This is a genomic window from Bradyrhizobium sp. B120 (assembly GCF_049075665.1).
In the GTDB taxonomy this organism is placed as follows: domain Bacteria; phylum Pseudomonadota; class Alphaproteobacteria; order Rhizobiales; family Xanthobacteraceae; genus Bradyrhizobium.
Window position 1 is genome coordinate 819,502 of the sequence record NZ_CP185242.1, and the last position, 22,893, is coordinate 842,394.

The 22,893-nt window shown below is 64.7% G+C and carries 27 protein-coding genes; 17 read left to right on the plus strand and 10 right to left on the minus strand.

All coding sequences use genetic code 11. The annotated features are described in order from the left end of the window. Nucleotides 1-16 precede the first annotated feature (16 nt). Nucleotides 17-541, plus strand: coding sequence for a MarR family winged helix-turn-helix transcriptional regulator (locus ACOIX3_RS03785; protein WP_420968456.1), 525 nt, complete (start codon nt 17-19; stop codon nt 539-541). 93 nt (nt 542-634) lie between these two features. Then, a complete protein-coding gene (locus ACOIX3_RS03790; RefSeq protein ID WP_420968457.1) occupies nt 635-2,005 on the plus strand; it encodes a glutamate--cysteine ligase in 1,371 nt (456 codons plus the stop codon). Between the two features lie 202 nt (nt 2,006-2,207). On the opposite strand, the gene ACOIX3_RS03795 is transcribed toward ACOIX3_RS03790, so the two are convergent. Further along, the gene (locus ACOIX3_RS03795) at nt 2,208-2,771 is read right to left on the minus strand and encodes a TetR/AcrR family transcriptional regulator (RefSeq protein ID WP_420968458.1); all 564 of its coding nucleotides are present in this window, start codon (nt 2,769-2,771) and stop codon (nt 2,208-2,210) included. 122 nt (nt 2,772-2,893) lie between these two features. On the opposite strand from ACOIX3_RS03795, the gene ACOIX3_RS03800 reads away from it, so the two are divergent. Continuing rightward, a complete protein-coding gene (locus tag ACOIX3_RS03800; protein WP_420968459.1) occupies nt 2,894-3,550 on the plus strand; it encodes a glutathione S-transferase in 657 nt (218 codons plus the stop codon). A gap of 345 nt (nt 3,551-3,895) precedes the next feature. Beyond that, nucleotides 3,896-4,420 (plus strand): PAN domain-containing protein, encoded by a 525-nt coding sequence (locus tag ACOIX3_RS03805; protein WP_420971966.1) that lies wholly within the window; start codon nt 3,896-3,898, stop codon nt 4,418-4,420. A gap of 146 nt (nt 4,421-4,566) precedes the next feature. Here the strand turns inward: ACOIX3_RS03805 and ACOIX3_RS03810 are convergent, their stop codons facing one another. Together ACOIX3_RS03810 and ACOIX3_RS03815 are read right to left on the minus strand one after the other, a co-directional pair. Then, complete coding sequence (locus tag ACOIX3_RS03810; protein ID WP_420968460.1) at nt 4,567-5,934, minus strand: sensor histidine kinase; 1,368 nt, start codon at nt 5,932-5,934, stop codon at nt 4,567-4,569. Between the two features lie 16 nt (nt 5,935-5,950). Next, the gene (locus ACOIX3_RS03815; protein ID WP_420968461.1) at nt 5,951-6,781 is read right to left on the minus strand and encodes a response regulator transcription factor; all 831 of its coding nucleotides are present in this window, start codon (nt 6,779-6,781) and stop codon (nt 5,951-5,953) included. Nucleotides 6,782-7,017: 236 nt separating this feature from the next. Between ACOIX3_RS03815 and ACOIX3_RS03820 the strand changes: the two genes are divergently transcribed. Continuing rightward, nucleotides 7,018-7,719, plus strand: a complete 702-nt coding sequence (locus ACOIX3_RS03820; RefSeq protein ID WP_420968463.1) for a MipA/OmpV family protein — start codon at nt 7,018-7,020, stop codon at nt 7,717-7,719. A gap of 6 nt (nt 7,720-7,725) precedes the next feature. Next, a complete protein-coding gene (locus ACOIX3_RS03825) occupies nt 7,726-8,484 on the plus strand; it encodes a hypothetical protein (RefSeq protein WP_420968464.1) in 759 nt (252 codons plus the stop codon). A 284-nt stretch (nt 8,485-8,768) separates the two neighbouring features. Here the strand turns inward: ACOIX3_RS03825 and ACOIX3_RS03830 are convergent, their stop codons facing one another. The 5 genes from ACOIX3_RS03830 to ACOIX3_RS03850 form a co-directional block, all read right to left on the minus strand. Further along, the gene (locus ACOIX3_RS03830) at nt 8,769-9,335 is read right to left on the minus strand and encodes a nucleotidyltransferase family protein (RefSeq protein WP_420968465.1); all 567 of its coding nucleotides are present in this window, start codon (nt 9,333-9,335) and stop codon (nt 8,769-8,771) included. 181 nt (nt 9,336-9,516) lie between these two features. Continuing rightward, nucleotides 9,517-9,861: an MmcQ/YjbR family DNA-binding protein gene (locus ACOIX3_RS03835; protein ID WP_420968466.1), complete on the minus strand. Its 345-nt coding sequence runs from the start codon at nt 9,859-9,861 to the stop codon at nt 9,517-9,519. Between the two features lie 10 nt (nt 9,862-9,871). Further along, nucleotides 9,872-10,642 carry a signal peptidase I gene (gene lepB, locus ACOIX3_RS03840; protein WP_092119164.1) on the minus strand — a complete coding sequence of 257 codons (771 nt, stop codon included), beginning with the start codon at nt 10,640-10,642 and terminating at the stop codon, nt 9,872-9,874. Continuing rightward, nucleotides 10,642-12,066 carry a metalloprotease TldD gene (gene tldD / locus ACOIX3_RS03845; RefSeq protein ID WP_420968467.1) on the minus strand — a complete coding sequence of 475 codons (1,425 nt, stop codon included), beginning with the start codon at nt 12,064-12,066 and terminating at the stop codon, nt 10,642-10,644. Before tldD ends, lepB begins: the two co-directional genes overlap by 1 nt. Nucleotides 12,067-12,337: 271 nt before the next feature. Next, entirely contained in the window at nt 12,338-12,808 is a 471-nt protein-coding gene (locus ACOIX3_RS03850) for a winged helix-turn-helix transcriptional regulator (RefSeq protein ID WP_420968468.1), read from the minus strand. A 135-nt stretch (nt 12,809-12,943) separates the two neighbouring features. Here ACOIX3_RS03850 and ACOIX3_RS03855 point away from each other — a divergent pair, with 135 nt between their 5' ends. Genes ACOIX3_RS03855 through ACOIX3_RS03865 form a run of 3 tightly spaced genes read left to right on the plus strand, consistent with a single transcriptional unit; the run spans nt 12,944 to nt 14,488 of the window. Further along, nucleotides 12,944-13,336, plus strand: coding sequence for a DoxX family protein (locus tag ACOIX3_RS03855; protein ID WP_420968469.1), 393 nt, complete (start codon nt 12,944-12,946; stop codon nt 13,334-13,336). 10 nt (nt 13,337-13,346) lie between these two features. After that, a complete protein-coding gene (locus ACOIX3_RS03860) occupies nt 13,347-13,850 on the plus strand; it encodes a hypothetical protein (protein ID WP_420968470.1) in 504 nt (167 codons plus the stop codon). Nucleotides 13,851-13,885: 35 nt separating this feature from the next. Continuing rightward, nucleotides 13,886-14,488 (plus strand): redoxin domain-containing protein, encoded by a 603-nt coding sequence (locus tag ACOIX3_RS03865; protein ID WP_420968471.1) that lies wholly within the window; start codon nt 13,886-13,888, stop codon nt 14,486-14,488. 117 nt (nt 14,489-14,605) lie between these two features. Here the strand turns inward: ACOIX3_RS03865 and ACOIX3_RS03870 are convergent, their stop codons facing one another. Beyond that, the gene (locus tag ACOIX3_RS03870) at nt 14,606-15,133 is read right to left on the minus strand and encodes an invasion associated locus B family protein (protein ID WP_097676619.1); all 528 of its coding nucleotides are present in this window, start codon (nt 15,131-15,133) and stop codon (nt 14,606-14,608) included. 487 nt (nt 15,134-15,620) lie between these two features. On the opposite strand from ACOIX3_RS03870, the gene coxB reads away from it, so the two are divergent. The 8 genes from coxB to ACOIX3_RS03910 all read left to right on the plus strand — a co-directional run bounded on the left by coxB (nt 15,621) and on the right by ACOIX3_RS03910 (nt 22,226). Further along, the gene (gene coxB / locus ACOIX3_RS03875) at nt 15,621-16,460 is read left to right on the plus strand and encodes a cytochrome c oxidase subunit II (RefSeq protein ID WP_420968472.1); all 840 of its coding nucleotides are present in this window, start codon (nt 15,621-15,623) and stop codon (nt 16,458-16,460) included. Nucleotides 16,461-16,541: 81 nt separating this feature from the next. Then, nucleotides 16,542-18,158 (plus strand): cytochrome c oxidase subunit I, encoded by a 1,617-nt coding sequence (gene ctaD / locus ACOIX3_RS03880; RefSeq protein WP_092119146.1) that lies wholly within the window; start codon nt 16,542-16,544, stop codon nt 18,156-18,158. Nucleotides 18,159-18,220: 62 nt separating this feature from the next. Then, a complete protein-coding gene (locus ACOIX3_RS03885) occupies nt 18,221-19,159 on the plus strand; it encodes a heme o synthase (RefSeq protein WP_420968473.1) in 939 nt (312 codons plus the stop codon). A 38-nt stretch (nt 19,160-19,197) separates the two neighbouring features. Then, the gene (locus ACOIX3_RS03890; RefSeq protein ID WP_176528844.1) at nt 19,198-19,362 is read left to right on the plus strand and encodes a CoxF protein; all 165 of its coding nucleotides are present in this window, start codon (nt 19,198-19,200) and stop codon (nt 19,360-19,362) included. Nucleotides 19,363-19,367: 5 nt separating this feature from the next. Then, complete coding sequence (locus tag ACOIX3_RS03895) at nt 19,368-20,006, plus strand: cytochrome c oxidase assembly protein (protein WP_420968474.1); 639 nt, start codon at nt 19,368-19,370, stop codon at nt 20,004-20,006. 55 nt (nt 20,007-20,061) lie between these two features. Further along, a complete protein-coding gene (locus ACOIX3_RS03900; protein ID WP_092119134.1) occupies nt 20,062-20,958 on the plus strand; it encodes a cytochrome c oxidase subunit 3 in 897 nt (298 codons plus the stop codon). Between the two features lie 63 nt (nt 20,959-21,021). After that, nucleotides 21,022-21,408, plus strand: coding sequence for a DUF983 domain-containing protein (locus tag ACOIX3_RS03905; protein ID WP_420968476.1), 387 nt, complete (start codon nt 21,022-21,024; stop codon nt 21,406-21,408). 5 nt (nt 21,409-21,413) lie between these two features. Next, entirely contained in the window at nt 21,414-22,226 is an 813-nt protein-coding gene (locus ACOIX3_RS03910) for an SURF1 family protein (protein WP_420971967.1), read from the plus strand. A gap of 2 nt (nt 22,227-22,228) precedes the next feature. Here ACOIX3_RS03910 and ACOIX3_RS03915 read toward each other — a convergent pair whose 3' ends face one another. Continuing rightward, a complete protein-coding gene (locus ACOIX3_RS03915) occupies nt 22,229-22,885 on the minus strand; it encodes a hypothetical protein (RefSeq protein WP_420968477.1) in 657 nt (218 codons plus the stop codon). Between the last annotated feature and the right edge of the window lie 8 nt (nt 22,886-22,893).

The following is a 22,893-nucleotide window of genomic DNA, read 5'->3' on the forward strand; positions in this document are numbered from 1 at the left end:
CCATATGGGCTAGACGATGAAACGCAAGCTATCGAGCGAGGCGACGGCCGCCTGGATCCGCCTGATGCGGGTGCCGAGCCGGGTGCTGGACTGCGTCGAGCAGGATTTGAAGAAGGCCGGCTTTCCGCCGCTCGCCTGGTATGACGCCTTGCTCGAGCTGTCGCGCGCGCCGTCGGGCGAGCTGCGCCCGGTCGAGCTCGAGCGGCAGATGCTGATCCCGCAATATTCGACCTCGCGGCTGATCGACAAGCTGGTCGACGAAGGGCTTGCCGCCCGGCGCGAATGCAAGATCGACAAGCGCGGCCAGTTCGTCGAGATCACCGAGGCCGGTCGCGAGCTCCAGAAGAAGATGTGGAGCGCCTACTCGGCCGCGATCGACAAGCATGTCGGCTCGAAATTGTCCGATGCCGACGCGGCCAGGCTTTGCGGTCTGCTCGACCGTCTCGGCTGCTCCTGCGGCGACGCCAAGAGCGACGCCAAGGTCGATGCAAAGAGCGATACCAAGGCCGCGCCGGCGCGAGACGGCGTACCTGCCCGATGATATTCCTGACCCCATCATCCGCGGCCGTTGTGGCCCACGGATGTCCCTGCCACCGCGCGCCTTCGATCGAAGCGCCCTTGAGTTGGATTTTCTATGGCGCGTGACCAGATCGACATGACGCCGCTGCAATCGCGCGACGAACTCGTGGCGTGGATTGAAGCCGGCGTGAAGCCCGAGTCCGAATTCCGGATCGGTACCGAGCACGAGAAGACCCCGTTCACGCTCGAGGGCCATCACCCCGTGCCCTATGAAGGCGCGAAGGGCATCGGCGCGCTGCTCGAGGGCATGAAGCTCTTGCTCGGCTGGGAGCCGATCATGGAGCGCGGCAACATCATCGGGCTCTATGACGTCACCGGCGGCGGCGCGATTTCGCTCGAGCCGGGCGGGCAGTTCGAATTGTCGGGCGCGCCGGTCGAGACCGTGCATCAGACCCAGTCGGAGCTGATGGCGCATCTGGCGCAGGTGCGGGAGATCGCAACCCCGCTCGGCATCGGCTTCCTCGGCCTCGGCATGACGCCGTCCTGGTCGCGGGCGCAGATCCCGGCGATGCCCAAGGGCCGCTACAAGATCATGCGAAATTACATGCCGAAGGTCGGCAAATACGGCCTCGACATGATGTTCCGGACCTGCACGGTGCAGACCAATCTCGACTTCTCCTCCGAAGCCGACATGGTGAAGAAGCTGCGGGTGTCGCTGGCGTTGCAGCCGATCGCGACCGCCTTGTTCGCCAACTCGCCCTTCACCGAAGGCAAGCCCAACGGCTTCCTGTCGTTCCGCTCCGAGATCTGGCGCGACACCGACAATGCGCGCAGCGGCATGATTCCGTTCGCATTCGAGGACGGCATGGGCTTCGAGCGCTACGTCGATTACGCGCTCGACGTTCCCATGTATTTCGTCAAGCGCGGCGAGGAATATATCGACGTCTCCGGCTCGTCGTTCCGCGATTTCTTCGCCGGCAAGAATGCCGCGTTGCCCGGCGAGCGTCCGACCCTGTCGGACTGGGCCAATCACCTGTCGACGATCTTCCCCGAGGTGCGGCTGAAGCGTTACCTCGAGATGCGCGGCGCCGACGGCGTGCCGTGGGGCCGGCTGCCGGCGCTGCCGGCGTTCTGGGTCGGGCTGCTCTACGACAATGACAGCCTCGATGCCGCCTGGGACATCGTCCGGCACTGGACCGCGCCGGAGCGGCAGGCGCTGCGCGACGACGTGCCGCGTTTCGGCTTCAAGGCGCGGATCAAGGACCGCTATCTGTTCGAGATCGCCAAGGAATGCCTGATCCTGTCGCATGCCGGATTGCGGCGGCGCGGCCGGATCGATCATCTCGGACGCGACGAGAGCCGCTTCCTCGAACCGCTCGAGCGCATCATCGAGACCGGCCGCTCGCCGGCGGAGGAGATGCTGGAGAAGTTCAACGGACCCTGGAAGGGCTCGGTGGAGCCGGTCTATCAGGAGTACGCCTTCTAAGACGCGAACCTCAATCCAGATTGGTCGAATGACGTTCGCGTTGAAGCGCATTGCGGACGCAAGCCGATCTTCGCGGTACGTCCGTAAGCGAATGTTCGCGCTGACGCATTCCTCTTGCCCGCGGCTTCAGCGCCGGCTGAAGCAGGAGGTCGCCAATCGCCGGGCTTCCGTGCCACGCGTCGGCTATCGAAGATTGCACTATCTATGCCGGTAGGAGGCCCGCCAAGCGATAGCTATCGATCAACGCGTCGTAGAGCGACACATCCGAGCGGCTCCTCGCAATCAGCTGAGCGCCGGCGATAGCGGAGAAGATGGCGCGAGCCCGCCCTTCGCTTTCGTCGGAACTGACCACGGCCGCAGCGGACAGAACCCTGCGCAGCCACGCCACATTGACGTCGGCAAAGGTTTTGACCTCCTGCCTCACCGCTTCGGGAAGGTCATCATATTCGGCAGCCATGAAGCTGCAGAGGCACATGCGATTATCGCTCTCGAGCGCTTTGCGAAACACATCGGGATATCGACTGAGGCAGCGGACCGGATCCGAAGTCTCTGCCAGCATCGACTCGAGATCAGCCGCGGTGTCCTCCCAATAGCGTCTCGCTACCGCTGCGCCGAGATCGGCCTTGCTCGGGAAATGATGGTAGATGCTCGCGGCCTTGATGCCCACATCGTCCGCGAGATCGCGGAAATTCAAGCCGCTGTAGCCATGCGCCTGCGCGATCCGCTTGGCGGCCGCGAGGATGGCTTCCTTAGAGCTTGCGATCATTTCACGGCCTCACCGCTGCTGCTTCGCCTCCAGCTACCTACCAAGTGACAGATAGGCATTGACAGCCCAAACTGTAACTCGTATTGGTCCTACCAAGCGTTAGGTAGGCAAAGGAAGTGACCATGAAGATTTACGATTGGGCCACCGGCCCGTATCCGGCCCGCGTCCGTATCGCTTTGGCCGAGAAGAACCTGCAATCGCGTGTTCAGTTTGTTTCGGTCGATCTCTGGAAAGGCGAGCACAAGAAGCCCGAGTTCCTCGCCAAGAACTACTCAGGCACGCTGCCGGTGCTCGAACTCGACGACGGGACCTTCCTTGCCGAGTGCACGGCCATTACCGAATACCTTGACGCGCTTGACGGCGCTCCCGCACTCACCGGCAGGTCACCGCGCGAGAAGGGCTTGATCCACATGATGAGCAAGCGCGCCGAGTTGGAGTTACTCGACGCCATCAGTGTTTATTTCCACCATGCCACGCCGGGACTAGGGCCTCACGTCGAGATCTACCAGAACGCCGAGTGGGGGTTCCGTCAGCGCGACAAAGCCCTAAGGGGTATGCACTACTTCGATGGCATTCTGAAAAGACAGCCGTTCGTCACCGGTGAGGTCTTCTCGATGGCCGACATCACGGTCATAGGCGGCTTGATCTTTGCGGGGCTCGTCAAGTTGCCGGTGCCAGCGGAGTGCGAGGCACTTCAGGCTTGGTACGCAAGGATGCAGGAGCGTCCCAGCGTAAAGAACCGCATAACGATGTCAGAACCGACCGAGGCGTCCGTTTGAAGTCGCTGCAGGTGAACGACGCCTCTCATGATTTCTAAGTAATCAATCGAACGGCTCGATTGGGTCAAACGCGTGGATTTGGACGTGTCGGCGTCATTCCGCCGAAACGAAATCGCAAGACCCAATCTGCTTCAGCCCGCATCTGGATCGTGCGCGCAACTGCCGCCCTGATCCCCGGTCAACCTCTGATCCGGGTCCGGAACGCGCGGGGACGTCGGTGGTGTCGCACCCGCCGTTCATCAGCCATACAGGTTCATGGCGTTCAAATGACGCCCCGCGGAGTGCGCGGGGCTGTGCGAATTTGAAAGCAATCTCATGGGGATAGGTCGCCTCTTTAGGGCGTGGATGGTGATGTTCGTGGTTCTTGCAGCCGCGTTCGTCGCACGCCCGGCATTGGCGCAGACCAATTTCGACCGTCCCGGCGGCGACTACCTGAATGCGCCGGTGACATCAGGCGATCCCGCCGATTGCGCGCTCACCTGCGAGCGCGACCGCCGCTGCCGCGCCTGGAGCTTCAACTATCCGACTGACGCCAATAGTGGTGCGGTGTGCTGGTTGAAGAACACCGTGCCGGCGCGGGTGCAGGACGTCTGCTGCGTCTCCGGGGTGCGTGGCGCGGGCGTCGTCGAACCGCGCAACGGCGCCATCGAAACCTCGATCGACCGGCTCGGCGGCGACTACAAGAATTTTGAGCTGAAGAGCAGCGACGGCGACGAGGCCTGCCAGGCCGCCTGCACCGCCGACAACAAGTGCCGCGCCTGGACCTATGCCCGGCCCGGCTATGCCGGCCGCGACGCGCATTGCTTCCTGAAGAAAGAGATCAAGCCGCCGCGCCGCAAGGCGGGGTTCACGTCGGGCGTGGTGCGGTAGCGCCACCGCGCATCGTCGGTGCGCAACTTGATCCGGGAAAGGAGGCGACGCCCTGGTAGGCGCTCGGGCTCCCGGATGCGTCGCTGGGTGTTGACCGGCCTCCGGATGCGATGATCGCCGATCCGAGTCGCATCAACCGGCCGCCCTCAGGTTACCCCGGCCGCGCGCGCAATTGGCATCGCCAACGCGGCCTCCGGAAAGCGAAGGCAAGCGGTCGTTCCCTGTCCACGGTTCGACGCAATGACGAGCTCACCCCCATGCGAGGCCATGATCTCCTGCACGATCGACAGGCCGAGGCCGGCGCTGTTCCTGGCCGTGCCGCCGGTCTGGAATGGCTCGATCAGCTTGCGCTCCGAGCCCGGAGCGAGTCCGGCGCCGTCGTCGCTGATCGATACGCGGCCGCGGCTGAGGCTGGCCCTGATGCATCGGGCGCCCCGGGCGTGAATCAGCGCGTTGCCGACCAGGTTGGCCAGCGCGCTCCTGACAGCAGCTTCGACGCCCTGCACCATGGTGGCCGGTTCGTCGCTGTGGTCCAGCGAGAGTTCGATCCCGGCGTCCAAAGCCGACGGGCTGAAATCCGCCAGCACGTCGCGCGTCACGGTCGCAAGGTCGATCGGCCGCTTTTCGAGCGTCCCGTTTTGCAGCCGCGCCAGGTCCAGCATGGCCGAAACAAGCGATGTCAGCCGTCGGACATCGTGAATCAGCTCCACCCGCAAGGCGGGATCGGCCACGTCCTCGACCCTGGCACGCAACAACGTCAGGGGAGTGCGGAGCTGATGGGCGGCATTGCCCAGGAACCGGCGCTGCATCCGGATGTAGGCGTGGATTTCATCAAACGCGCGGTTCAGCGCCGTGGCCAGCGGCTTCAGTTCCGCGGGGACCCGATCGAGCGAAATCGATCCCTGCGGCGCGGCCGGATCGATCGCGAGCGCAAGCTTCGTCACCCGTTCGATGCTGCGCGCCACGAAGCGCGCGGCGAGGAACACGCCGATCGCCACGATCAATACGTACCCCGCCGCGTAGAGGGAAATCTCCAACAGATTTTTCAGGATGAACCACATCGCGATCTGGTCAAGACGGACGTGGGCGTTTCCGATCATCATCACGAGTTCGGGGACGCGGCCGCTGTGCATGACGACCATGCAGAACGAGCTCTTCTGGTCGAGCGACTTGAGCATGGACAGACCGCTCGGTCCGACAAAGGGCAGCGAAACCGGCAGCAGTGGCCTGCGTTCGCGCCCGAATTCACTGGTCACATCGCCGTAAGCCACGACGTACCACAGATCCGGGCTTTGGGATTTCAGCTCTTCCAACCGGGCGGTGGGGCGGACTGTGAGCCTGTCGCCGGGGTTGACCTCGGTGGCGCGACCAAGAACGTAGGCGGCCGCAAAGCAGCCGCCGCGTTCGGGCTCCTTCGCGATGAACAGCCAGAAGACGAGGCCGAGCGCGGCGAAGAAAATCACGGCGGCGGCCATCCCGAGCGAGAGCGTCAATGTCCGTGCGATCGACGTCATCGGATATTTGCCATCCTCAGAATGTAGCCGATGCCCCGCATGCTGCGGATCTCGACATTGCTGCCGAGTTCGGACAGCCTCTTGCGAAGCCGAGACACTTGCGACTCGAGGGTGTTGGATTCGATCTCGTGTCGAATCCGTAGATGGCCTCGATCAGCGCCTCGCGGGCGATGACGCGGTCGCGTCGCATCAAGAGCGCCTCGAGAATCAAGGCCTCGCGGCGCCGGAGCAGGACCGTGTGGCCGGCGACGGTCGCCTCGTTGGTGCCGACCTTCAGTTCGACATTGCCGAACGAAAGCATTGACGACACGACTACGCGAGGCCGCCGCAGCACGGCCCGTGCTCTCGCGATGAACTCCTGCGGCTCGAAGGGCTTGCCCAGATAGTCGTCGGCGCCGCCGTTCAGCCCGTCGATCACGTCTTCCTTGGCGTCCCTGGCGGTCAGCATGATGATGGCCGGCCTCTCCGGCTGTCGGCTCAGCGTCGTGACGATATTGAGTGCATCGCCATCGGGCAGCATTCGGTCGACGATCGCCAGATCGTAGTTGAAACTGCTGAGCGCATGCCTCGCATCCGTAACGGATTCGACGATGTCGATAACGCCGCCGAGCTGTCCGAGCAGCCGGTCGAGATAGGCGGCGATTTGCGGTTCGTCTTCGATCACGAGAAAGCGCACAGACCTTCCCTCGCATGGTCGGCGGATGATCTTGCAGACGATTGTGTCGGCATCGCGCCCGGCGTCGACAGTCCGCTTTGACGAGACAAGCCACGAATCTTTCGCGTCTTGCGCGCGCTCGCGGCGCGGCAATCTTCGGGCAATGTTCACAGGCCACCTACCCGCGACCATGCAGCAACCCTTCCCACAAGGCCCAGGTCAGAGGTTTTGAGCATTCCGCCATGCGAGAGTTCTCCCGTTCTTGCGCGGCGAAGGCCGCGCGTCGTGCCGTCGTTGCTGCTCTTCCTGCCGCATTCGGCGTTGTCGCGGCCTTTCCCGGTCAGGCTGCCGCGCAAACCGCGTTCACGTTGCCGGCTCCGCCTTTTTCAGTCCCTTTCCTGCCCTCGGTCTCGGGCAACTGGACTGTGATGATTGGCGCGAGCGGCGCGTCCAGACCGGATTTCGAGGGTACAAACCACAGCAAGTTCGCCCCGGTCCCGGTTTTCGCGATCCGTCGCCCCGGCACCGTCGACCAGTTTCGCAGCCCGCGCGACAACGCGAGCATCGCGATCGTCGACTTCGGTGATTTTCGGGCCGGTCCTGTCGGCAAGTTCGTGACGTCGCGAAAAGCGAGCAGGTATTCCGAGCTCAGCGGTCTTGCCGACGTCAGCGCGGCCTTCGAGCTCGGTGGATTCGTCGAATACTTTCCGGTCGACTGGTTTCGTGTGCGCAACGAGACGCGTCAAGGCTTCGGCGGGCACCACGGCATCGTTTCCGACTTCTCGGCGGACTTCATCGTGCCGGTGTTTGGCGGCCTTACCGTTTCGGCCGGACCGCGCTTCACCGTGGAGACCGCGAAGGCGGTCTCGCCCTATTTCAGCATCGATACCGTGCATGCGATGGCGACCGGGCTGCCGGTGTTTGACGCCAAAGGCGGGACGCATTCGGCCGGTGTCGGCGCGCAGCTGTCGTATCGGATCAATCCGAAGTGGGAAGTTCATTCCTATGTCGAATATGATCGACTGCTCGGCGACGCCGCGAAGAGCCCGATCGTGACGGTCCGCGGCTCGGCAAATCAGACCACGTTCGGCGTCGGCGCCTCCTATTCATTCGACGTCAAGGTTCAATGAGAGCCCATGCGACGCAGCGGTCGATGTGCGAGCTTCGCGGCGGTCGTTCTTGTCGCCGCAAATGTGGCCGGGTGCGCGACGTTCGCGACCAGCGAGAGCAAGCTGCAGGCGGTCAAGACCGTCGGCATCATTTCGGCGGTCGGCGATCAAGCGACCGTCGCCAAGGGAGGGCTTACGGGCCTGGACAATGGCAGCAAAAGCTTCCCGATCGAACCGTGGGGGCTTGATGATCTGATCGTCCAGCAGGCGACGGCGGCGCTGGGCGGCCGCTTTCAGGTGCAGCCGGTCACGTACAGCCGTTCCGCCTTTGCCACGATCAAGGATTCCGTGTTCACGCCCGCCAACCTGGTTCGCGGCGATCCGTTCAAGCAACTGGTTCGGACCGAGGTGTCTCCGCAAGGGCTCGATGCGTATATCGTCATCACCAAGGCGCAGGCGGTCTACGGTGGCGGCCACCGAAAGGTCGAAGGCGTCGGCTTCATCACCTACCGCACGGTGACGGAGTCCTACAGCCAGATCTATGCGCTCTACGAAATCAGGGTGATCGACGGCAAGACGTTTGACGTCATCGACAAGAAGGCGGCCCAGCCGCTGGGCAATGCGGGGAATGTCCCGCTCGCCGGTCCGAGCCGGCCGGTCGACGGGAATTTTCCGATCAGCTCGGGCGATGGCAACGATGAGGGCCTGCACCGGGCGATTGTCGACCTCATTACCCGCAGCCTGCCGACGACGTTGGGCGACATGCATCTCACGGCTGTCCGCTGACACCAATCAACAAGCTGGGAGAACTGCTTTGGAGACGTCGATGTTTGACCGGTACTGGTTCCTGCTGGCCGTCTTGCTTGGCGTTGCCGTGATTTTCCTGGTGAGTCTGAGCTTGATCATCTACGCCTAGACATGCATCCGTCGTCCCTGCGAATGCAGGGACCCATAACCACCGATGCAGGTTGTTGTGCGATCCCGAAATGACGAGTCCCATTCGCCACGTCCGCCGCGGAGTATGGGTCCCTGCTCCCGTGCGCAATTGCGCACTAGGCAGGGACGACAGGTTACTCCGCCGCCAGCACCGTGATCTCGGGCCACAGGGCACTCCACCGCGCCGCCTTGTTCGCATAGTTCGCCGCCGAGAAATTCGCGGTCCGGTTCGGCCGCACGATCATGCCGGCGACATCGTCGAAACCGTTCGGCGCATAGACCTCGTAGCCGTTGCCGCTGCGGCGGATGCCGATCTGCGTGGTCGCGGTGAGGAAGCGATCGATGCCGTCGGTTGAGCGCGACAGCGCGGGGTAGGGCAGGCCGTGCTTGTCGGGATACCAGAGATGGACGCGGGCCTGGTTGCGTGCCTCGATCGCAACCCCGAGATGGCCGAGCCGTGCCTTCAGCGCGCGGATCACGGCGTCCTCGGCCTCCCACGACGTATCCGGATCGAAATAGAAGATGTCGTAGTCGCTGATGCCGTGATCGATCGGCCGGTTCGTCAGCACGTTCCACACGGTCTGCACCAGGCAGCCGGACACCAGCCAGGCATCGGGCAGGGCGAGGCGGTGCAGCTCGTCTGTGATCGCTTGATTGGCCGGGTTGCGCAGTGCGGCGGCAAGGAATTGGTCCAGGGTCATGCTTCCACGTCTCTCCCCGTCATTGCGAGGAGCCGACGGGTCGCGCGAACGCGCGCCCGATGACAGGCTCCGCGACGAAGCAATCCATCGATCCGTTATGCCGCACCATGGATTGCTTCGCGGAGCCTGTCATCCGGCGGCGCTTCGCGCCGACCGGGTGGCTCGCAATGACGAATGAGAATTATCCTGCCGTCGCGTCGTAATCCCTGACCGCTGTCTTCGATGCCAGCGTGCGCCAGTGCCGGCGCAACAGCGGCTCGACGGTCGCGCGCTTGGCCTTCGACAGGCGGATCAGCACGATCGGATAATCGCGGTAGTGATCGGTGAAGTAGAACACCTTCGGCTGGCTCTCGACCAGCATGTCGCGCTCGTCCGGCGGCACGCCCGGCATCACCAGGCTGTCGCCGTCCTCCTTCATCCGCGCTAGCATCTTCTTGCGCACCTTCAGCGCCGGTGTGCCGTAGGAAGAGCCGTCCTCGACCTCCGGCCACGCCAGCACCAGGGTCCTGACGTCGTCGAAGGTCACGTTGGCGAGCTCACTGCACCGAGGTGAAGAAGCGCGCGAGGCGGAAGCCGGAGAGCCAGGTCCAGACCGGTTGGCTGCGGATGCCCATGTCCCAGGAGCCGACCACCGCGTCGGCGCGGCCGATCAGATTGTCGATCGGCAACAGGCCGACGCCGCCGTCGCGCACCGGCACGCGGCTGTCGGCGGAATTGTCCCGGTTGTCGCCGAGCACGAACAGATTGCCTGCAGGCACCGTCACCTCGGCCGTGTTGTCGAGCCTTCCATTGTCGCGGATCTTGAAGATCGCGTGGCTGACGCCGTTCGGCAGGGTCTCGATATAACGGTAGGCGTCCTCGCCGCCGCCGCGATCGTCCTCGGCAAAGCCGGTGCCGTCGGGCTTCAGCGCCGCCGGATGATCGTTGATGAAGAGCTGGCCCTGCCGCATCTGGATGCGATCGCCGGGCAGCCCGACCACGCGCTTCACCCAGGCCTGCGAGCGGTCGCCCGGCCAGCGGAACACGACGACGTCGCCGCGCTTCGGCGTCTCGCCGAACACCCGGCCGGTCTCCGGCAGCGTGATCTGGATCGGCAGCGACGCCGCGCCATAGCCATAGGGAAATTTCGAGGCGACCAGCGCGTCGCCGATCAGCAGCGTCGGTTCCATCGAGCCCGACGGCACGTAGAACGGCTCGGCGATCGCGCCCTTGGCGAGGAACACGACGGCCACGATCGCGGCCAGTTGCACGGCCTGCCCGCGCCAGCTGGTCGGCTTGGCCGCCACGACTTCGTTTCCGCTGCTCACTAGCCTGTTCCTCCGACCGTAATCCGTTCCATCCTGAGCGTCGGCTGGCCGACGCCGACCGGCACACCCTGGCCGTTCTTGCCGCAGGTGCCGATTCCCGTATCCAGCGCAAGATCGTTGCCGATCATGGTGATCCTGTGGAGATCGGTCGGTCCATTGCCGATCAGCATGGCGCCCTTCAGCGGCGCGCCGAGCTTGCCGTTCTCGATCTTGTAGGCCTCGGTGCACTGGAACACGTATTTGCCCGAGGTGATGTCGACCTGGCCGCCGCCGAAATTGGCGGCATACATGCCGTTCTTCACCGAGGCGATGATCTCGGCCGGGTCGCGGTCGCCGGACAGCATGTAGGTGTTGGTCATGCGCGGCATCGGCACATGGGCATAGCTCTGCCGGCGGCCGTTGCCGGTCGGCTTCATGCCCATCAGCCGGGCATTCTGGCGGTCCTGCATGTAGCCGACCAGGACGCCGTCCTCGATCAGCACGGTGCGGTTGGTCGGGGTGCCCTCGTCGTCGATCGACAGCGAACCGCGGCGCGACGCCATGGTGCCGTCATCGACCACGGTGACGCCCTTGGCCGCAACCTGCTGGCCCATCAGGCCGGCGAAAGCGGAGGTCTGCTTGCGGTTGAAATCGCCCTCGAGCCCATGGCCGACGGCTTCATGCAGCATCACGCCGGGCCAGCCGGCACCGAGCACGACATCCATCTCGCCGGCCGGTGCCGGTACCGATTCGAGATTGACCAATGCCTCGCGCAGCGCGCCGTCGGCGGCATCGCGCCAGGCCTTGGTCTCGATGAAGCGGGCATAGCCCTCGCGGCCGCCATAGCCCTTGCTGCCGCTCTCCTGCCGGTCGCCCTGGCCGGCGACCACAGAAATGTTGACGCGCACCAGCGGGCGGATGTCGCGATAGCTCTCGCCATCGGGCCGCAGGATCTCCACCACCTGCCAGGTCGCGGTGAGGCTGGCCGAGACCTGCCGGACCCGCGGGTCCTTGTCCCTGACATAGGCATCGATCTCGCCGAGCAGCTTGACCTTGGCCTCGAACGCCGGGCCATCCAGCGGGTTCTCGTCGCCGTAGAGCCTGACATTGGTGTGGGCCGGCGCCGCGGCGAAAGTCCCGGCATAGCCGCCGCGCACCGCCGCCACCGCGTCCGCGGCGCGGATCAGCGCCGGGATCGAGACGTCGGAGGAATGCGCGTAGCCGACCGCGTCGTCCTTGACGGCACGCAGGCCGAAGCCTTGCGAGGTGTCGTAGGTCGCCTGTTTCAGCCGGCCATTGTCGAACACCAGCGCTTCGGTCTGCCCGTACTCCAGGAACAGCTCGCCGTCGTCGGCGCCTTCAAGTCCGCGGGACACCTCGCGGCGGACGGCATCGCGGTCCAGATTGGCGCGGTCGAGCAGGGAGGTGGTGGCAGGATTGGTCATGGTCACTCCGACGCAGTGCGATTCCTTAGGCGTTCCTTGTCATCCTTGCCTGAAGCGCAACTGATTGCCAGTGCGGAACCCGCATCAGGAGTTTCGGGCGATTGAAGCAGAGACGAGCGGAAAACTCACCTTACAACCCGGAAACCTGTGCCGGTCCCGGTTCAGGCCTGGACGGCGATCGCTCAAGATAGTGTTTGGGGCGGCAAACCGGGAGTGCCTGCGGCCATGCGGTCGATCACGGCCGCTCCGCGGAATCCTCACCTTGTCGTCATCACCCCGTGCGCCGATCCGCCTTCCGGGGCCGGTTTTCCGGCTCGTCGGCATCGCTCGATTGCGGTGCCGGCTTCGGCGGCGCGCCGGCGGCCGCGCCCTGCGCCGAGGTCGGAAAACCATGCTCCTGCGCCCACCGGTACAGCTCGTCGAACACCGGTTTGAGCGCCTTGGCTGATGGTGTCATCTCGTACTCAACCCGCGGCGGCACCTCGGGATAGACCGTGCGCTTGACCAGGCCGTTGGCCTCGAGATCGCGCAGCTGGGTGGTCAGCATGTACTGGGTTACGCCCGGGATCGCCTGCCGCAATTCGCCGAACCGGCGCTTGCGCTCGACCAGTTGCCAGAGGATGTCGCCTTTCCATTTTCCGGCCAGCACCGACAGCGCCCGATGAAATTGCGCCGACAGGTCGCCGTTGCACGGCTCGGATGCCGCCGGAGGCTCGGCCGGCTCAATAGTCAGTTTTTTCATACTACCTCACAAAAAGCATCCTACTTGTTCTTTTCATCTTACTCCCGAATTTAGTGCATCGAAAGCCGTGGGCCGGTCGCCGAATGGGCGGGTGGCCGCGCGGTCCAGTCGATTCGAACATTTGGGGAGCCATCAATGTCAGTTGCCGTTGCCGCCGCGCCGTCGCGCTGGAAATCCGTCAGCCTCTGGGTCGTCAGGGGACTGCTCGCTCTGGCCTTCGCCGCCGCGGGCGCCGCTAAGCTCTATGGCGTGCCGATGCTGGTCGAGGAATTCGAGCATATCGGGCTCGGCCAGTGGTTCCGCTATCTCACCGGATCGCTGGAGCTGCTCGGCGCGATCCTGATCCTGGTGCCGCCGGTCGCTGCCTTCGGCGGCCTGCTGCTGAGCTGCATCATGGTCGGCGCCACGCTCACGCATCTGTTCGTGATCGGCGGCTCGCCGGTGCCCGCCCTGGTGCTGCTGGCGCTGAGCGCGATCGTCGCCTACGCCAAGCGCAGCCAGTTCGCTTTGGTCCCGAGCGCACCGTGAGGTGGGCGCGATGCGCGTCTCTCGCCGCATCCTGATGCTGGCCGCGGGGCTCGCGCTGGCCTTCGCGGTGCCGTTCGCCGTGACATTGCTGCTCACCGGTTCGGTCGCGGCGGTCTCCAGACCGGAAGCGAAGAAGCCCGAGCTGCGCGTGCATCATGTGGTGCTGCCGATCAACAGCGACGATCCGACCACAATGCGGGCGCTGATCTCGACCGCGCTCAACCTCCCGAAATATTATCGGGAGCGCAACGAGCCGTTCGAGATCGAGGTCGTCGCCTACAATGCCGGCGTCCACATGCTGCGCGCCGATACCTCGCCGGTGAAGGACCTGTTGCGGGTGGTGCGGGGGCTCACGCCGGAGATCCGCTTCGTGGTCTGTGAGGCCACCAAGCTCGGCATGGAGCGCGCCGAGGGACATCCGCTGGTTCTGCTCGACAATGTCGATCTGGTGCCGAACGGGCCCGGACGCATCATCGAATTGCAGGAAGCCGGCTGGTCCTACATCCGGTCCTGAGCGCCGTGGCCATCAACGCCAGCGGAGAAACCGACATGACTTCTGTTCGCGTGCCCACCCGCCGCGCCGTCGTCGCCGGCATGATCGGCGCCAGCGCCTCCCTCGCGATGCCGGCGACACGCCTGCGCGCCGCGTCGGGACCGCCGCCATTCGGCACCATCCGGCATCAGTTCACGCAGGTCGAAGGCGCCCGCCCGGTGCCGCCGGTGGCGATCCCGGCGCTCGCCGGCGGCACGCTCGATCTCACCGCATTCAAGGGCAGGTTGGTGCTGGTGAACTTCTGGGCCACCTGGTGCGCGGCGTGCCGGACCGAACTGCCGATGCTGGATCGCCTCGCGGCAAGCGACCGCAGCGATCTCGTCGTCGTCGCAATCAGCACCGATCGCAACCGCGCGCTGGTCGCGCCCTACGTCAAGCAGTTCAAGCTGCGCCGTCTTGCGATCGGCTTCGATCCCGGCGGTCTCGTCTCGCGCGTCGACGCCGCCGAGCTCGACACGCCGTTCGCGCTCTACGGCATGCCGATCTCATTCCTGATCGGCATCACCGGACAGGTCGAGGGCTATATGACGGGTGAGGCGGACTGGCTGTCCGCCGAGGCGGGTGCGTTGTTTGATTATTATGCGGCTGGTGGGCGGTGAGATCGCGTAGCCCGGATGAAGCGAAGCGAAATCCGGGACCAGTCAATCCACGATGAACGCGGCCCCGGATTGCGCTGCGCTCCATCCGGGCTACACCTTCATGTGCCGCTCGTTCCCCTACGGCAACTTGTCATAGCCCTCCGCGAGCCCATTCAGGCTGAGCGGAAAGCCGATGCCCTCTTCCGGGGTCTCGAAGATAATAAACGTCGCGGTCTTTGCGTTCTTGAGCTGGCCGAGCAGCTTGTCGTCCATCACGACTTCGGCGACGCAGCCATTGGGCAGGCAGCGGACAAAACCGGCGCGGCCGACGTCCTGGTTGTCGAGCTTCAGGCCGAGGCCGGAGGGCAGGAGCACGCCGAGCGGGGCGACCACGCGCATCAGGCGGCTCTTCTGGTCGGCGGTCTTCAGCACGATCACGGTCAGGCCGGCATTGGAGCGGTCTTCGGCTACCACGCTCTGGATCAGCGCGCATTGCTCGGCCTGGGCGCCCGGCGGGGTGTCGCAGCGGATCTGCCAGTCGCCATGGACCGAGCGCACCGCGCCCTGCGCGTTCGCCGGCTGAGTCAGGCCAAGAGAAAGGGCCAGAATCAGCAGGCCGCCGAGCCAGCCGGCCTTTCGTCCTGCCTGAATTTTCGAAGCGCCCATCCGGGGTCGATCCTTTGATTGTCCGGTCGGTCCGGCCGTCGAGGCCGCCGGGTAGCACGCATCAGTCGACTGATACCGCAATTGGGCGCCTTGAAGGCGATCTTGAAGCCATTCCCGCGCCGGATTGGGGCAGCCCGCAGCGAATCAGGTTCCTGCGGGTTATCCCGTCTGTGCCTACATCCGGTAATCCCCCTGTCAACAGTGCGCGGCGTTGTTTCGGCGACTTTCGCTTGATTTTACGGGAAAAATCGCAAGCGGCAGCTTCATCGCAGGCGCATGGCTTTCGGCCGTACTACTGCATTGCGAGCGCCTGCGAATTATGGTTTGAGAGGCTGGATTTCGACGCGTTCTAGCGATCTGGCTCCCGTACCCACCTTGACTCAGAGACGGGTATGTCCGGAAGGCCATTTGTCAGGGCGGATCGTGCTGTATCTCCGGTCAATTGCCGGGGGTGCGTTGGGGAATAATGCAAGGGAGCGCGAACGGCATGAAGATGTCGATTGGCCGGTTGGGCAGGCAATTGCTGGGGTTGGCGGTGGCGAGTGTGGCGTCAGTCGCCGCGGGATCGGCCTTCGCCGAAATGGGGCAGCCGGCGCCGTGGGAGCACACGCTGCAGGAAGCCGCGACCCCGGTGATGGAAAACATCATCTGGTTTCACAATTTCCTGCTGGTGCTGATCACCGTCATCACCCTGTTCGTGCTGGCGCTGCTCGTCATCGTGGTGGTGAAGTTCAACGCCAAGGCCAACCCGGTCCCCTCCAAGACCACCCACAACACCCTGATCGAAGTGGCCTGGACGCTGATCCCGGTCCTGATCCTCGTCGGCATCGCGGTGCCGTCGTTCCGCCTGCTGTTCCTGGAGCTCGACGTGCCGAAGCCGGACCTCACCGTGAAGGTCACCGGCAAGCAGTGGTATTGGTCCTACGCCTACCCGGATAACGGTAAGTTCGAGTTCGACTCGCTGCTCGACAAGGACAAGCAGCCCCGGCTGCTCGGCGTCGACAACGAGATGGTGGTCCCGGTCAACAAGGTGGTGCGGATCCAGACCACCGGCGCCGACGTGATCCACTCCTTCGCGGTGCCCGCCTTCGGCGTGAAGATCGACTCGGTCCCCGGCCGCCTCAACGAGAGCTGGTTCAAGGCCACCAAGACCGGCGTGTTCTACGGCCAGTGCTCGGAACTGTGCGGCAAGGACCATGCCTTCATGCCGATCGCGGTGCGGGTCGTCAGCGACCAGGAATTCGCGACCTGGGTTGAAGGGGCCAAGAAGAAGTTTGCGACCAACCCGGCGAATTCCTACGCCTCGGCTGGTCAGGCGGCGCAGTAAGCCTGACGGCTCACGGCGCGGATGGAATAAGGGCGATGGGACCGCAAGGTCCAAGAGGGACTGCAAGGCAGGATTTTGAACATGGCGACAGGCGCAGCGACACACGACGATCACGCCCATGATGATCACGCCCACCATCCGACCGGATGGCGGCGCTATCTCTACTCCACGAACCACAAGGATATCGGTACGATGTACCTTATCTTTGCGGTGATCGCGGGCATCATCGGCGCTGCGATGTCGATCGCGATCCGTGCCGAGTTGATGTACCCGGGCGTCCAGATATTCCACGAAACCCACACTTATAACGTGTTCGTGACCTCGCACGGTCTGATCATGATCTTCTTCATGGTCATGCCGGCGATGATCGGCGGGTTCGGCAACTGGATGGTGCCGCTGATGATCGGCGCGCCGGACATGGCGTTCCCGCGCATGAACAACATCTCGTTCTGGCTGCTGCCGGCCTCGTTCGCGCTGCTGCTGCTCTCCACCTTCGTCGAGGGTGAGCCGGGCGCCAACGGCGTCGGGGCGGGCTGGACCATGTATGCGCCGCTGTCGACCTCGGGCCATCCGGGACCGGCAGTCGATTTCGCGATCCTGTCGCTGCATCTCGCCGGTGCGTCGTCGATCCTCGGTGCCATCAACTTCATCACCACGATCTTCAACATGCGCGCGCCGGGCATGACCCTGCACAAGATGCCGCTGTTCGTGTGGTCGATCCTGGTGACCGTGTTCCTGCTGCTGTTGTCGCTGCCGGTGCTCGCCGGTGCGATCACCATGTTGCTGACCGACCGCAATTTCGGCACCGCCTTCTTTGCGGCTGACGGCGGCGGCGATCCCGTGCTGTTCCAGCATCTGTTCTGGTTCTTCGGCCACCCCGAAGTGTACATCCTGATCCTGCCCGCCTTCGGCATGGTCAGCCAGATCGTCTCCACCTTCTCGCGCAAGCCCGTGTTCGGCTATCTCGGCATGGCCTACGCCATGGTCGCGATCGGCGGCATCGGCTTCGTGGTGTGGGCGCACCACATGTACACCGTCGGCATGTCGTCGGCGACGCAGGCCTATTTCGTCGCCGCCACGATGGTGATCGCGGTGCCGACCGGCGTGAAGATCTTCTCCTGGATCGCCACGATGTGGGGCGGCTCGATCGAGTTCAAGGCGCCGATGATCTGGGCGATCGGGTTCATCTTCCTGTTCACCGTCGGCGGCGTCACCGGCGTCGTGCTGGCCAATGCCGGCGTCGACCGCGTGCTGCAGGACACCTATTACGTGGTGGCGCACTTCCACTACGTGCTGTCGCTCGGCGCCGTGTTCGGCATCTTCGCCGGCTGGTACTACTGGTTCCCGAAGATGTTCGGCTACATGTACTCGGAGCGGATCGCCAAGGCGCACTTCTGGTTCACCTTCATCGGCGTCAACCTGGTGTTCTTCCCGCAGCACTTCCTCGGCCTGTCGGGCATGCCGCGCCGCTACGTCGACTATCCGGATGCGTTCGCCGGCTGGAACCTGATCTCCTCTTGGGGCTCCTACATCTCCGGCATCGGCGTCCTGATCTTCATCTACGGCGTGATCGATGCCTTCGTCCGCAAGGAGCAGGCCGCGAACAATCCGTGGGGTGCAGGTGCGACCACGCTGGAGTGGACGCTGACCTCGCCGCCGCCGTTCCATCAGTTCGAAGTGCTGCCCCGCGTGCAGTAAGTCCAAGACAACGCGGCGCACCCAGGGTGCGCCGCGCCTTTTGAGAGAAGTGAGACCTGATCTTGTCGGTTGTCGATCACAACGCCATCGAGCTGCCCCGGATTTCCGAGGCCGAAGTGGGCGACTACATCGCGCTGCTGAAGCCGCGCGTCATGTCGCTGGTGATCTTCACCGCGCTGGTCGGGCTGATGATCGCGCCGGTGCATGTCCATCCGGTGCTGGCGTTCACCTCGATCCTCTGCATCGCGGTCGGCGCCGGCGCCTCCGGCGCGCTCAACATGGCCTATGAGAGCGACGTCGACGCCCTGATGTCGCGCACCGCCAACCGGCCGATCCCGCGCGGCAAGATCACCCCGGCCGAGGCTGCCGCCTTCGGCCTGACGCTCGCCTTCTTCTCGGTGATGACGCTCGGCATCCTGGTCAACTGGGTGGCGGGCGCGCTGCTTGCCTTCACCATCTTCTTCTATGCCGTGATCTACACGATGTTGCTGAAGCGCTGGACCGCGCAGAACATCGTGATCGGCGGCGCTGCCGGCGCGCTGCCGCCGGTGGTGGCATGGGCGGCCGCGACCGGCTCGCTCTCGGTCGAGCCGATCCTGCTGTTCCTGATCATCTTCTTCTGGACTCCGCCGCACTTCTGGGCGCTGGCGCTGTTCCGCAGCGACGACTATGCGCGCGCCGGCATCCCGATGCTGCCGGTGGTCGCCGGTCCCGACGCGACCCGGCTGCAGATCCTGCTCTACACCATTGTGCTGGTCGCGATCGCGCTGGCGCCGTGGCCGCTCGGCTATTTCGACGCGATCTACGGCGTTACCTCGCTGGTGCTTGGCGCCGGCATGATGTGGCTTGCCATCGAGGTCTATCGCCGCCGAGAAGGCACAGCCGCCAACCGCGCCACGCGCCGGCTGTTCGCCTTCTCGATCCTCTATCTGTTCGCGCTGTTTGCCGTCCTCCTCGCCGAGGTCGTCGTCCGCGCGATCCTGCCTGTCTTCATCGGGTAGGGACGCCGGGGGGCAAGATGGGGGCGCATGGGATAGCAATGGACGAGAAACGCGAACCAGAAGGAATCGTCCTCACCGAGGCGCAGCTCAAGAGCCGCCGCCAGCGCTCGATCGCCATTGCGCTCGCGCTCGGCGTCATGGTCGTGCTGTTCTTCGCCGTCACCCTCGTCAAGGGGCCGGCCGTGCTGGTGCGGCCGCTGTGAGTGAGATGGCAAAACAGGGTGCACCGCAGGCTCCGCAAGCCAAAGGCGCGAAAGTCACGCGCCGCATACTGACGCGCGACGCCGTGGTCGCGTCGATCTGCGGCTTCGTCGTGGTGCTGATGGTCGGCGCGTCCTACGCGGCCGTGCCGTTCTACAACTGGTTCTGCCGCACCACCGGCTTCAACGGCACCACCCAGGTGGCGACTTCGGTGCCTTCGGAGGCGCCACTCGCGCGCACGATCGCGGTCAGCTTCGACTCCAACGTCGCGCCGGGCCTGCCCTGGAAGTTCGAGGCCGAGCAGACCACGATCGACGTCAAGATCGGCCAGGTCGTCACGGTCTATTACACGGTGACCAACCAGTCGGCGCGCACCACGACGGGACAAGCCGCCTACAACGTCGCGCCGCTGACGGTCGGCGCCTATTTCCAGAAGATCAACTGCTTCTGCTTCACTGAACAGACCATGGCGCCGGGCGAGAAGCGCGAGATGGCCGTGGTGTTCTATGTCGATCCGGCGCTGGCCAAGGACAGCGAGAACGACACGCTGAAGACCATCACTTTGTCCTACACCTTCTTCCCCGTGCGCGATGCCACGCCGAAGCCCGTGGCTGCGGGCGAGGCGGAGCAGCGCAAGGGCGGCTAGTTCTGGAATTCTAAGATTAAGACGTGCCTTGCGGCACGCGAATGGAGAGACGGCAATGGCTGAGGCGCAAGTCAAGCATCACGACTATCATCTCGTCGACCCGAGCCCGTGGCCGGTGGTCGGCTCGGTCTCGGCCTTCATCATGGCGCTCGGTGCGATCGGCTGGATGCACCACATGTTCTCCGCCGCCCCGATCGTGTTCGGCGTCGGCACCATCGGCGTGCTCTACACCATGGCGAGCTGGTGGGGCGACGTGATCAAGGAAGCCCAGTACAAGGGCGACCATACCCGCGTGGTACAGATCAGCCACCGCTACGGCATGATCCTGTTCATCGCCTCCGAAGTGATGTTCTTCGTCGCCTGGTTCTGGGCGTTCTTCAATTCGGCGCTGTTCCCGGCCGATGCGGTGCACGCCACCCGCGATGCGGTGTTCGGCTGCGGCGCCGGCACGGCGATGGGCGCCTGCTCGGTTCCCGGCACCTGGCCGCCGCATGGCATCGAGACCTTCGACCCCTGGCATCTGCCGCTGCTCAACACGCTGCTGCTGCTGACCTCGGGCACCACCGTCACCTGGGCGCACCATGCGTTGCTGGAGAACGACCGCCAGGGCCTCAAGCAGGGCCTGATCCTCACCGTGATCCTCGGCGCCTGCTTCACCTGCGTGCAGGCCTATGAGTACGCCCATGCGACGTTCTCGTTCGGCGGCAACGTCTACGGCTCGACCTTCTTCATGGCGACCGGGTTCCACGGCTTCCACGTGCTGGTCGGCACCATCTTCCTGCTGGTCTGCCTGATCCGCGCCTATGCCGGCCACTTCACGCCGAAGCAGCATCTCGGCTTCGAGTTCGCCGCCTGGTACTGGCACTTCGTCGACGTGGTCTGGCTGTTCCTGTTCATCTGCATCTACGTCTGGGGCCACGGCGCCGAGTCGATGGCGCACGGCGCACACTAACCTCACTGACGTGCTAAGAGGGGGCGGCCCGATGGCCGCCCCCTTTGCTTTTGAAGAGAACCGATGACGGATACCCCGCCTACTGTGACCGAAAGCGCGCTGCGCGGCATCGCCTGCCGCTGCCCGCGCTGCGGCAAGGGCAAGCTCTATTCCGGCTTTCTGACATTGGCGCCGCGCTGCCAGGCCTGCGGCCTCGACTTCGCTTTCATCGATGCCGGTGACGGGCCGGCGATCTTCATCATCATGCTGGCCGGCGCCATCGTGGTCGCGGCGGCGCTGATCGTCGAGGTGAAATACCAGCCGCCGTTCTGGGTTCACGCCGCGTTGTGGCTGCCGTTGATCGTGGTCACCACGATCCTGCCGCTGCGTTCGATGAAGGCGCTCCTGATCGCGCTGCAATTCCACCACAAAGCCGCCGAAGGCCAATTGATCGAGCGCGACCCGCAATGAATGACATGACCAACAAGGCGTTTTCCGGCGAAGTGGGCTCCGGTTCGCGCGAAGGAAACGCGTCAAAAGGCTCTCAACGGCCGAGCGCGGCCGGCTTCGGCGTTTTCACGCTGATCCTGATCGCGGTGTTCATCGCGCTCGGCGTCTGGCAATTGCAGCGCAGGGTCGAAAAGCATGCGCTGATCGCCGCACTCGACGAGCGGCTGGCCGCCCCGACCGAGGCGCTGCCGCCGCCATCGGCATGGCCCACGGTGACCTCGGCGAGGGACGAATTCCGCCGCGTCACGCTGACCGCGACCTACGCAAAACAGCCGGACGCGATGGTCTTCAGCTCCGGCTCCGCCGTGCGCGACGATGTCGCGGGACCCGGCACCTGGGCGTTCCTGCCGGCCAAGCTCGCCAGCGGCGAAACCGTCGTGATCAACACCGGCTTCGTCCAGAACACGATGCAGGACCGCGCCTTCGAGGATCGCGTCACCGGCCGCCTCATCACCGGCGCGCCGGTTGAGCTGACCGGCTACATCCGCTTTCCCGAGCCGCCGGGCCGGCTGACGCCGAAGGAAGATCTGCCGAAGCGGCTGTGGTTCGTGCGCGATCATCGTGCGATGGCGCAGGCGCTCGGTTGGGGCGAGGTCGCGCCGTTCTATATCGACCTCGAGGCGCCGGTGCCCGACAGCGGCACGCCGAAGCCCGGACCGCTCAAGGTGCGGCTCAAGGACGACCACATGCAGTACGCCATCACCTGGTTCTCGTTGGCCGCCGCGGTCACGATCGCCTTCGGCCTGTGGTGGCGCGGCCAGCGCCGCAGGGGAACTTGAGGTCAGGTCGAGAGCGCCTGGCCGACGCCGATCAGGCGGATCAGCATGTCGCCCCATAGCGCGCCGAGAATCCCGGTCAGCACGAACGCGGTCCAGAACAGCGCGGGACGCCCGATTCGCGCCCATCGGGCCGCGGCCACCGCCGGCAGGCCGATTGCGACAGCCAGCAGCACGATGGACGAACCGGTCTGGCCAGGGTCGACCACCCAGTCGGCCAACGAACTGGCGAATGCCTGCGCCAGCATCGCGACGATCCAGAACGGAGCCTGGTCGCGAACCGAGCCGACGCAGAAAAATCCCGTTGTTCCCGCCACCCGGGCCCAGACGATCAGGGCGAGCGCGAACAGCGCCGCCAGCTGAACGGAGGCGACAAGATCGCCGATCCCGAGCGAGCGGTCCGCCATATGGGCCACCGCCGCGCTGAGGACCAGGACGCCGACCAGCACCGGCCAGAAGGCGATCCGACCGGCACGATCGCGCGCATACAGGGCCCCGATCGATACCACGCCGGCCGTGGCCAGGACGAGGCTGCCCTTGCCCGCGACGGCATGGCCTCCGAGTTCGCCCAGCGCTGCGGCCGCGGTCCGGATCGTCCAGAACCGCAACGCGGCCTCGCGCACTCCCATCGTCCGTCGCATCTCGATATGACGCATGTCCATGCGCGTCT

Bases quoted from the DNA above. Each gene is read 5' to 3' on its own strand.
- ACOIX3_RS03905 (WP_420968476.1), top strand. From the start codon at position 21,022: ATGACGGATACCCCGCCTACTGTGACCGAAAGCGCGCTGCGCGGCATC.
- coxB (WP_420968472.1), top strand. From the start codon at position 15,621: ATGAAGATGTCGATTGGCCGGTTGGGCAGGCAATTGCTGGGGTTGGCG.
- ACOIX3_RS03820 (WP_420968463.1), top strand. From the start codon at position 7,018: ATGATTGGCGCGAGCGGCGCGTCCAGACCGGATTTCGAGGGTACAAAC.
- ACOIX3_RS03790 (WP_420968457.1), top strand. From the start codon at position 635: ATGGCGCGTGACCAGATCGACATGACGCCGCTGCAATCGCGCGACGAA.
- ACOIX3_RS03870 (WP_097676619.1), bottom strand. From the start codon at position 15,133: ATGGGCGCTTCGAAAATTCAGGCAGGACGAAAGGCCGGCTGGCTCGGC.
- ACOIX3_RS03800 (WP_420968459.1), top strand. From the start codon at position 2,894: ATGAAGATTTACGATTGGGCCACCGGCCCGTATCCGGCCCGCGTCCGT.
- ACOIX3_RS03830 (WP_420968465.1), bottom strand. From the start codon at position 9,335: ATGACCCTGGACCAATTCCTTGCCGCCGCACTGCGCAACCCGGCCAAT.
- ACOIX3_RS03910 (WP_420971967.1), top strand. From the start codon at position 21,414: ATGACCAACAAGGCGTTTTCCGGCGAAGTGGGCTCCGGTTCGCGCGAA.
- ACOIX3_RS03895 (WP_420968474.1), top strand. From the start codon at position 19,368: ATGGCAAAACAGGGTGCACCGCAGGCTCCGCAAGCCAAAGGCGCGAAA.
- ACOIX3_RS03810 (WP_420968460.1), bottom strand. From the start codon at position 5,934: ATGACGTCGATCGCACGGACATTGACGCTCTCGCTCGGGATGGCCGCC.
- ACOIX3_RS03805 (WP_420971966.1), top strand. From the start codon at position 3,896: ATGGTGATGTTCGTGGTTCTTGCAGCCGCGTTCGTCGCACGCCCGGCA.
- ACOIX3_RS03815 (WP_420968461.1), bottom strand. From the start codon at position 6,781: ATGGTCGCGGGTAGGTGGCCTGTGAACATTGCCCGAAGATTGCCGCGC.
- ACOIX3_RS03900 (WP_092119134.1), top strand. From the start codon at position 20,062: ATGGCTGAGGCGCAAGTCAAGCATCACGACTATCATCTCGTCGACCCG.
- ACOIX3_RS03825 (WP_420968464.1), top strand. From the start codon at position 7,726: ATGCGACGCAGCGGTCGATGTGCGAGCTTCGCGGCGGTCGTTCTTGTC.
- ACOIX3_RS03795 (WP_420968458.1), bottom strand. From the start codon at position 2,771: ATGATCGCAAGCTCTAAGGAAGCCATCCTCGCGGCCGCCAAGCGGATC.
- ACOIX3_RS03860 (WP_420968470.1), top strand. From the start codon at position 13,347: ATGCGCGTCTCTCGCCGCATCCTGATGCTGGCCGCGGGGCTCGCGCTG.
- ACOIX3_RS03915 (WP_420968477.1), bottom strand. From the start codon at position 22,885: ATGGACATGCGTCATATCGAGATGCGACGGACGATGGGAGTGCGCGAG.
- ACOIX3_RS03865 (WP_420968471.1), top strand. From the start codon at position 13,886: ATGACTTCTGTTCGCGTGCCCACCCGCCGCGCCGTCGTCGCCGGCATG.
- ACOIX3_RS03890 (WP_176528844.1), top strand. From the start codon at position 19,198: ATGGACGAGAAACGCGAACCAGAAGGAATCGTCCTCACCGAGGCGCAG.
- ctaD (WP_092119146.1), top strand. From the start codon at position 16,542: ATGGCGACAGGCGCAGCGACACACGACGATCACGCCCATGATGATCAC.
- ACOIX3_RS03785 (WP_420968456.1), top strand. From the start codon at position 17: ATGAAACGCAAGCTATCGAGCGAGGCGACGGCCGCCTGGATCCGCCTG.
- ACOIX3_RS03850 (WP_420968468.1), bottom strand. From the start codon at position 12,808: ATGAAAAAACTGACTATTGAGCCGGCCGAGCCTCCGGCGGCATCCGAG.
- ACOIX3_RS03855 (WP_420968469.1), top strand. From the start codon at position 12,944: ATGTCAGTTGCCGTTGCCGCCGCGCCGTCGCGCTGGAAATCCGTCAGC.
- tldD (WP_420968467.1), bottom strand. From the start codon at position 12,066: ATGACCAATCCTGCCACCACCTCCCTGCTCGACCGCGCCAATCTGGAC.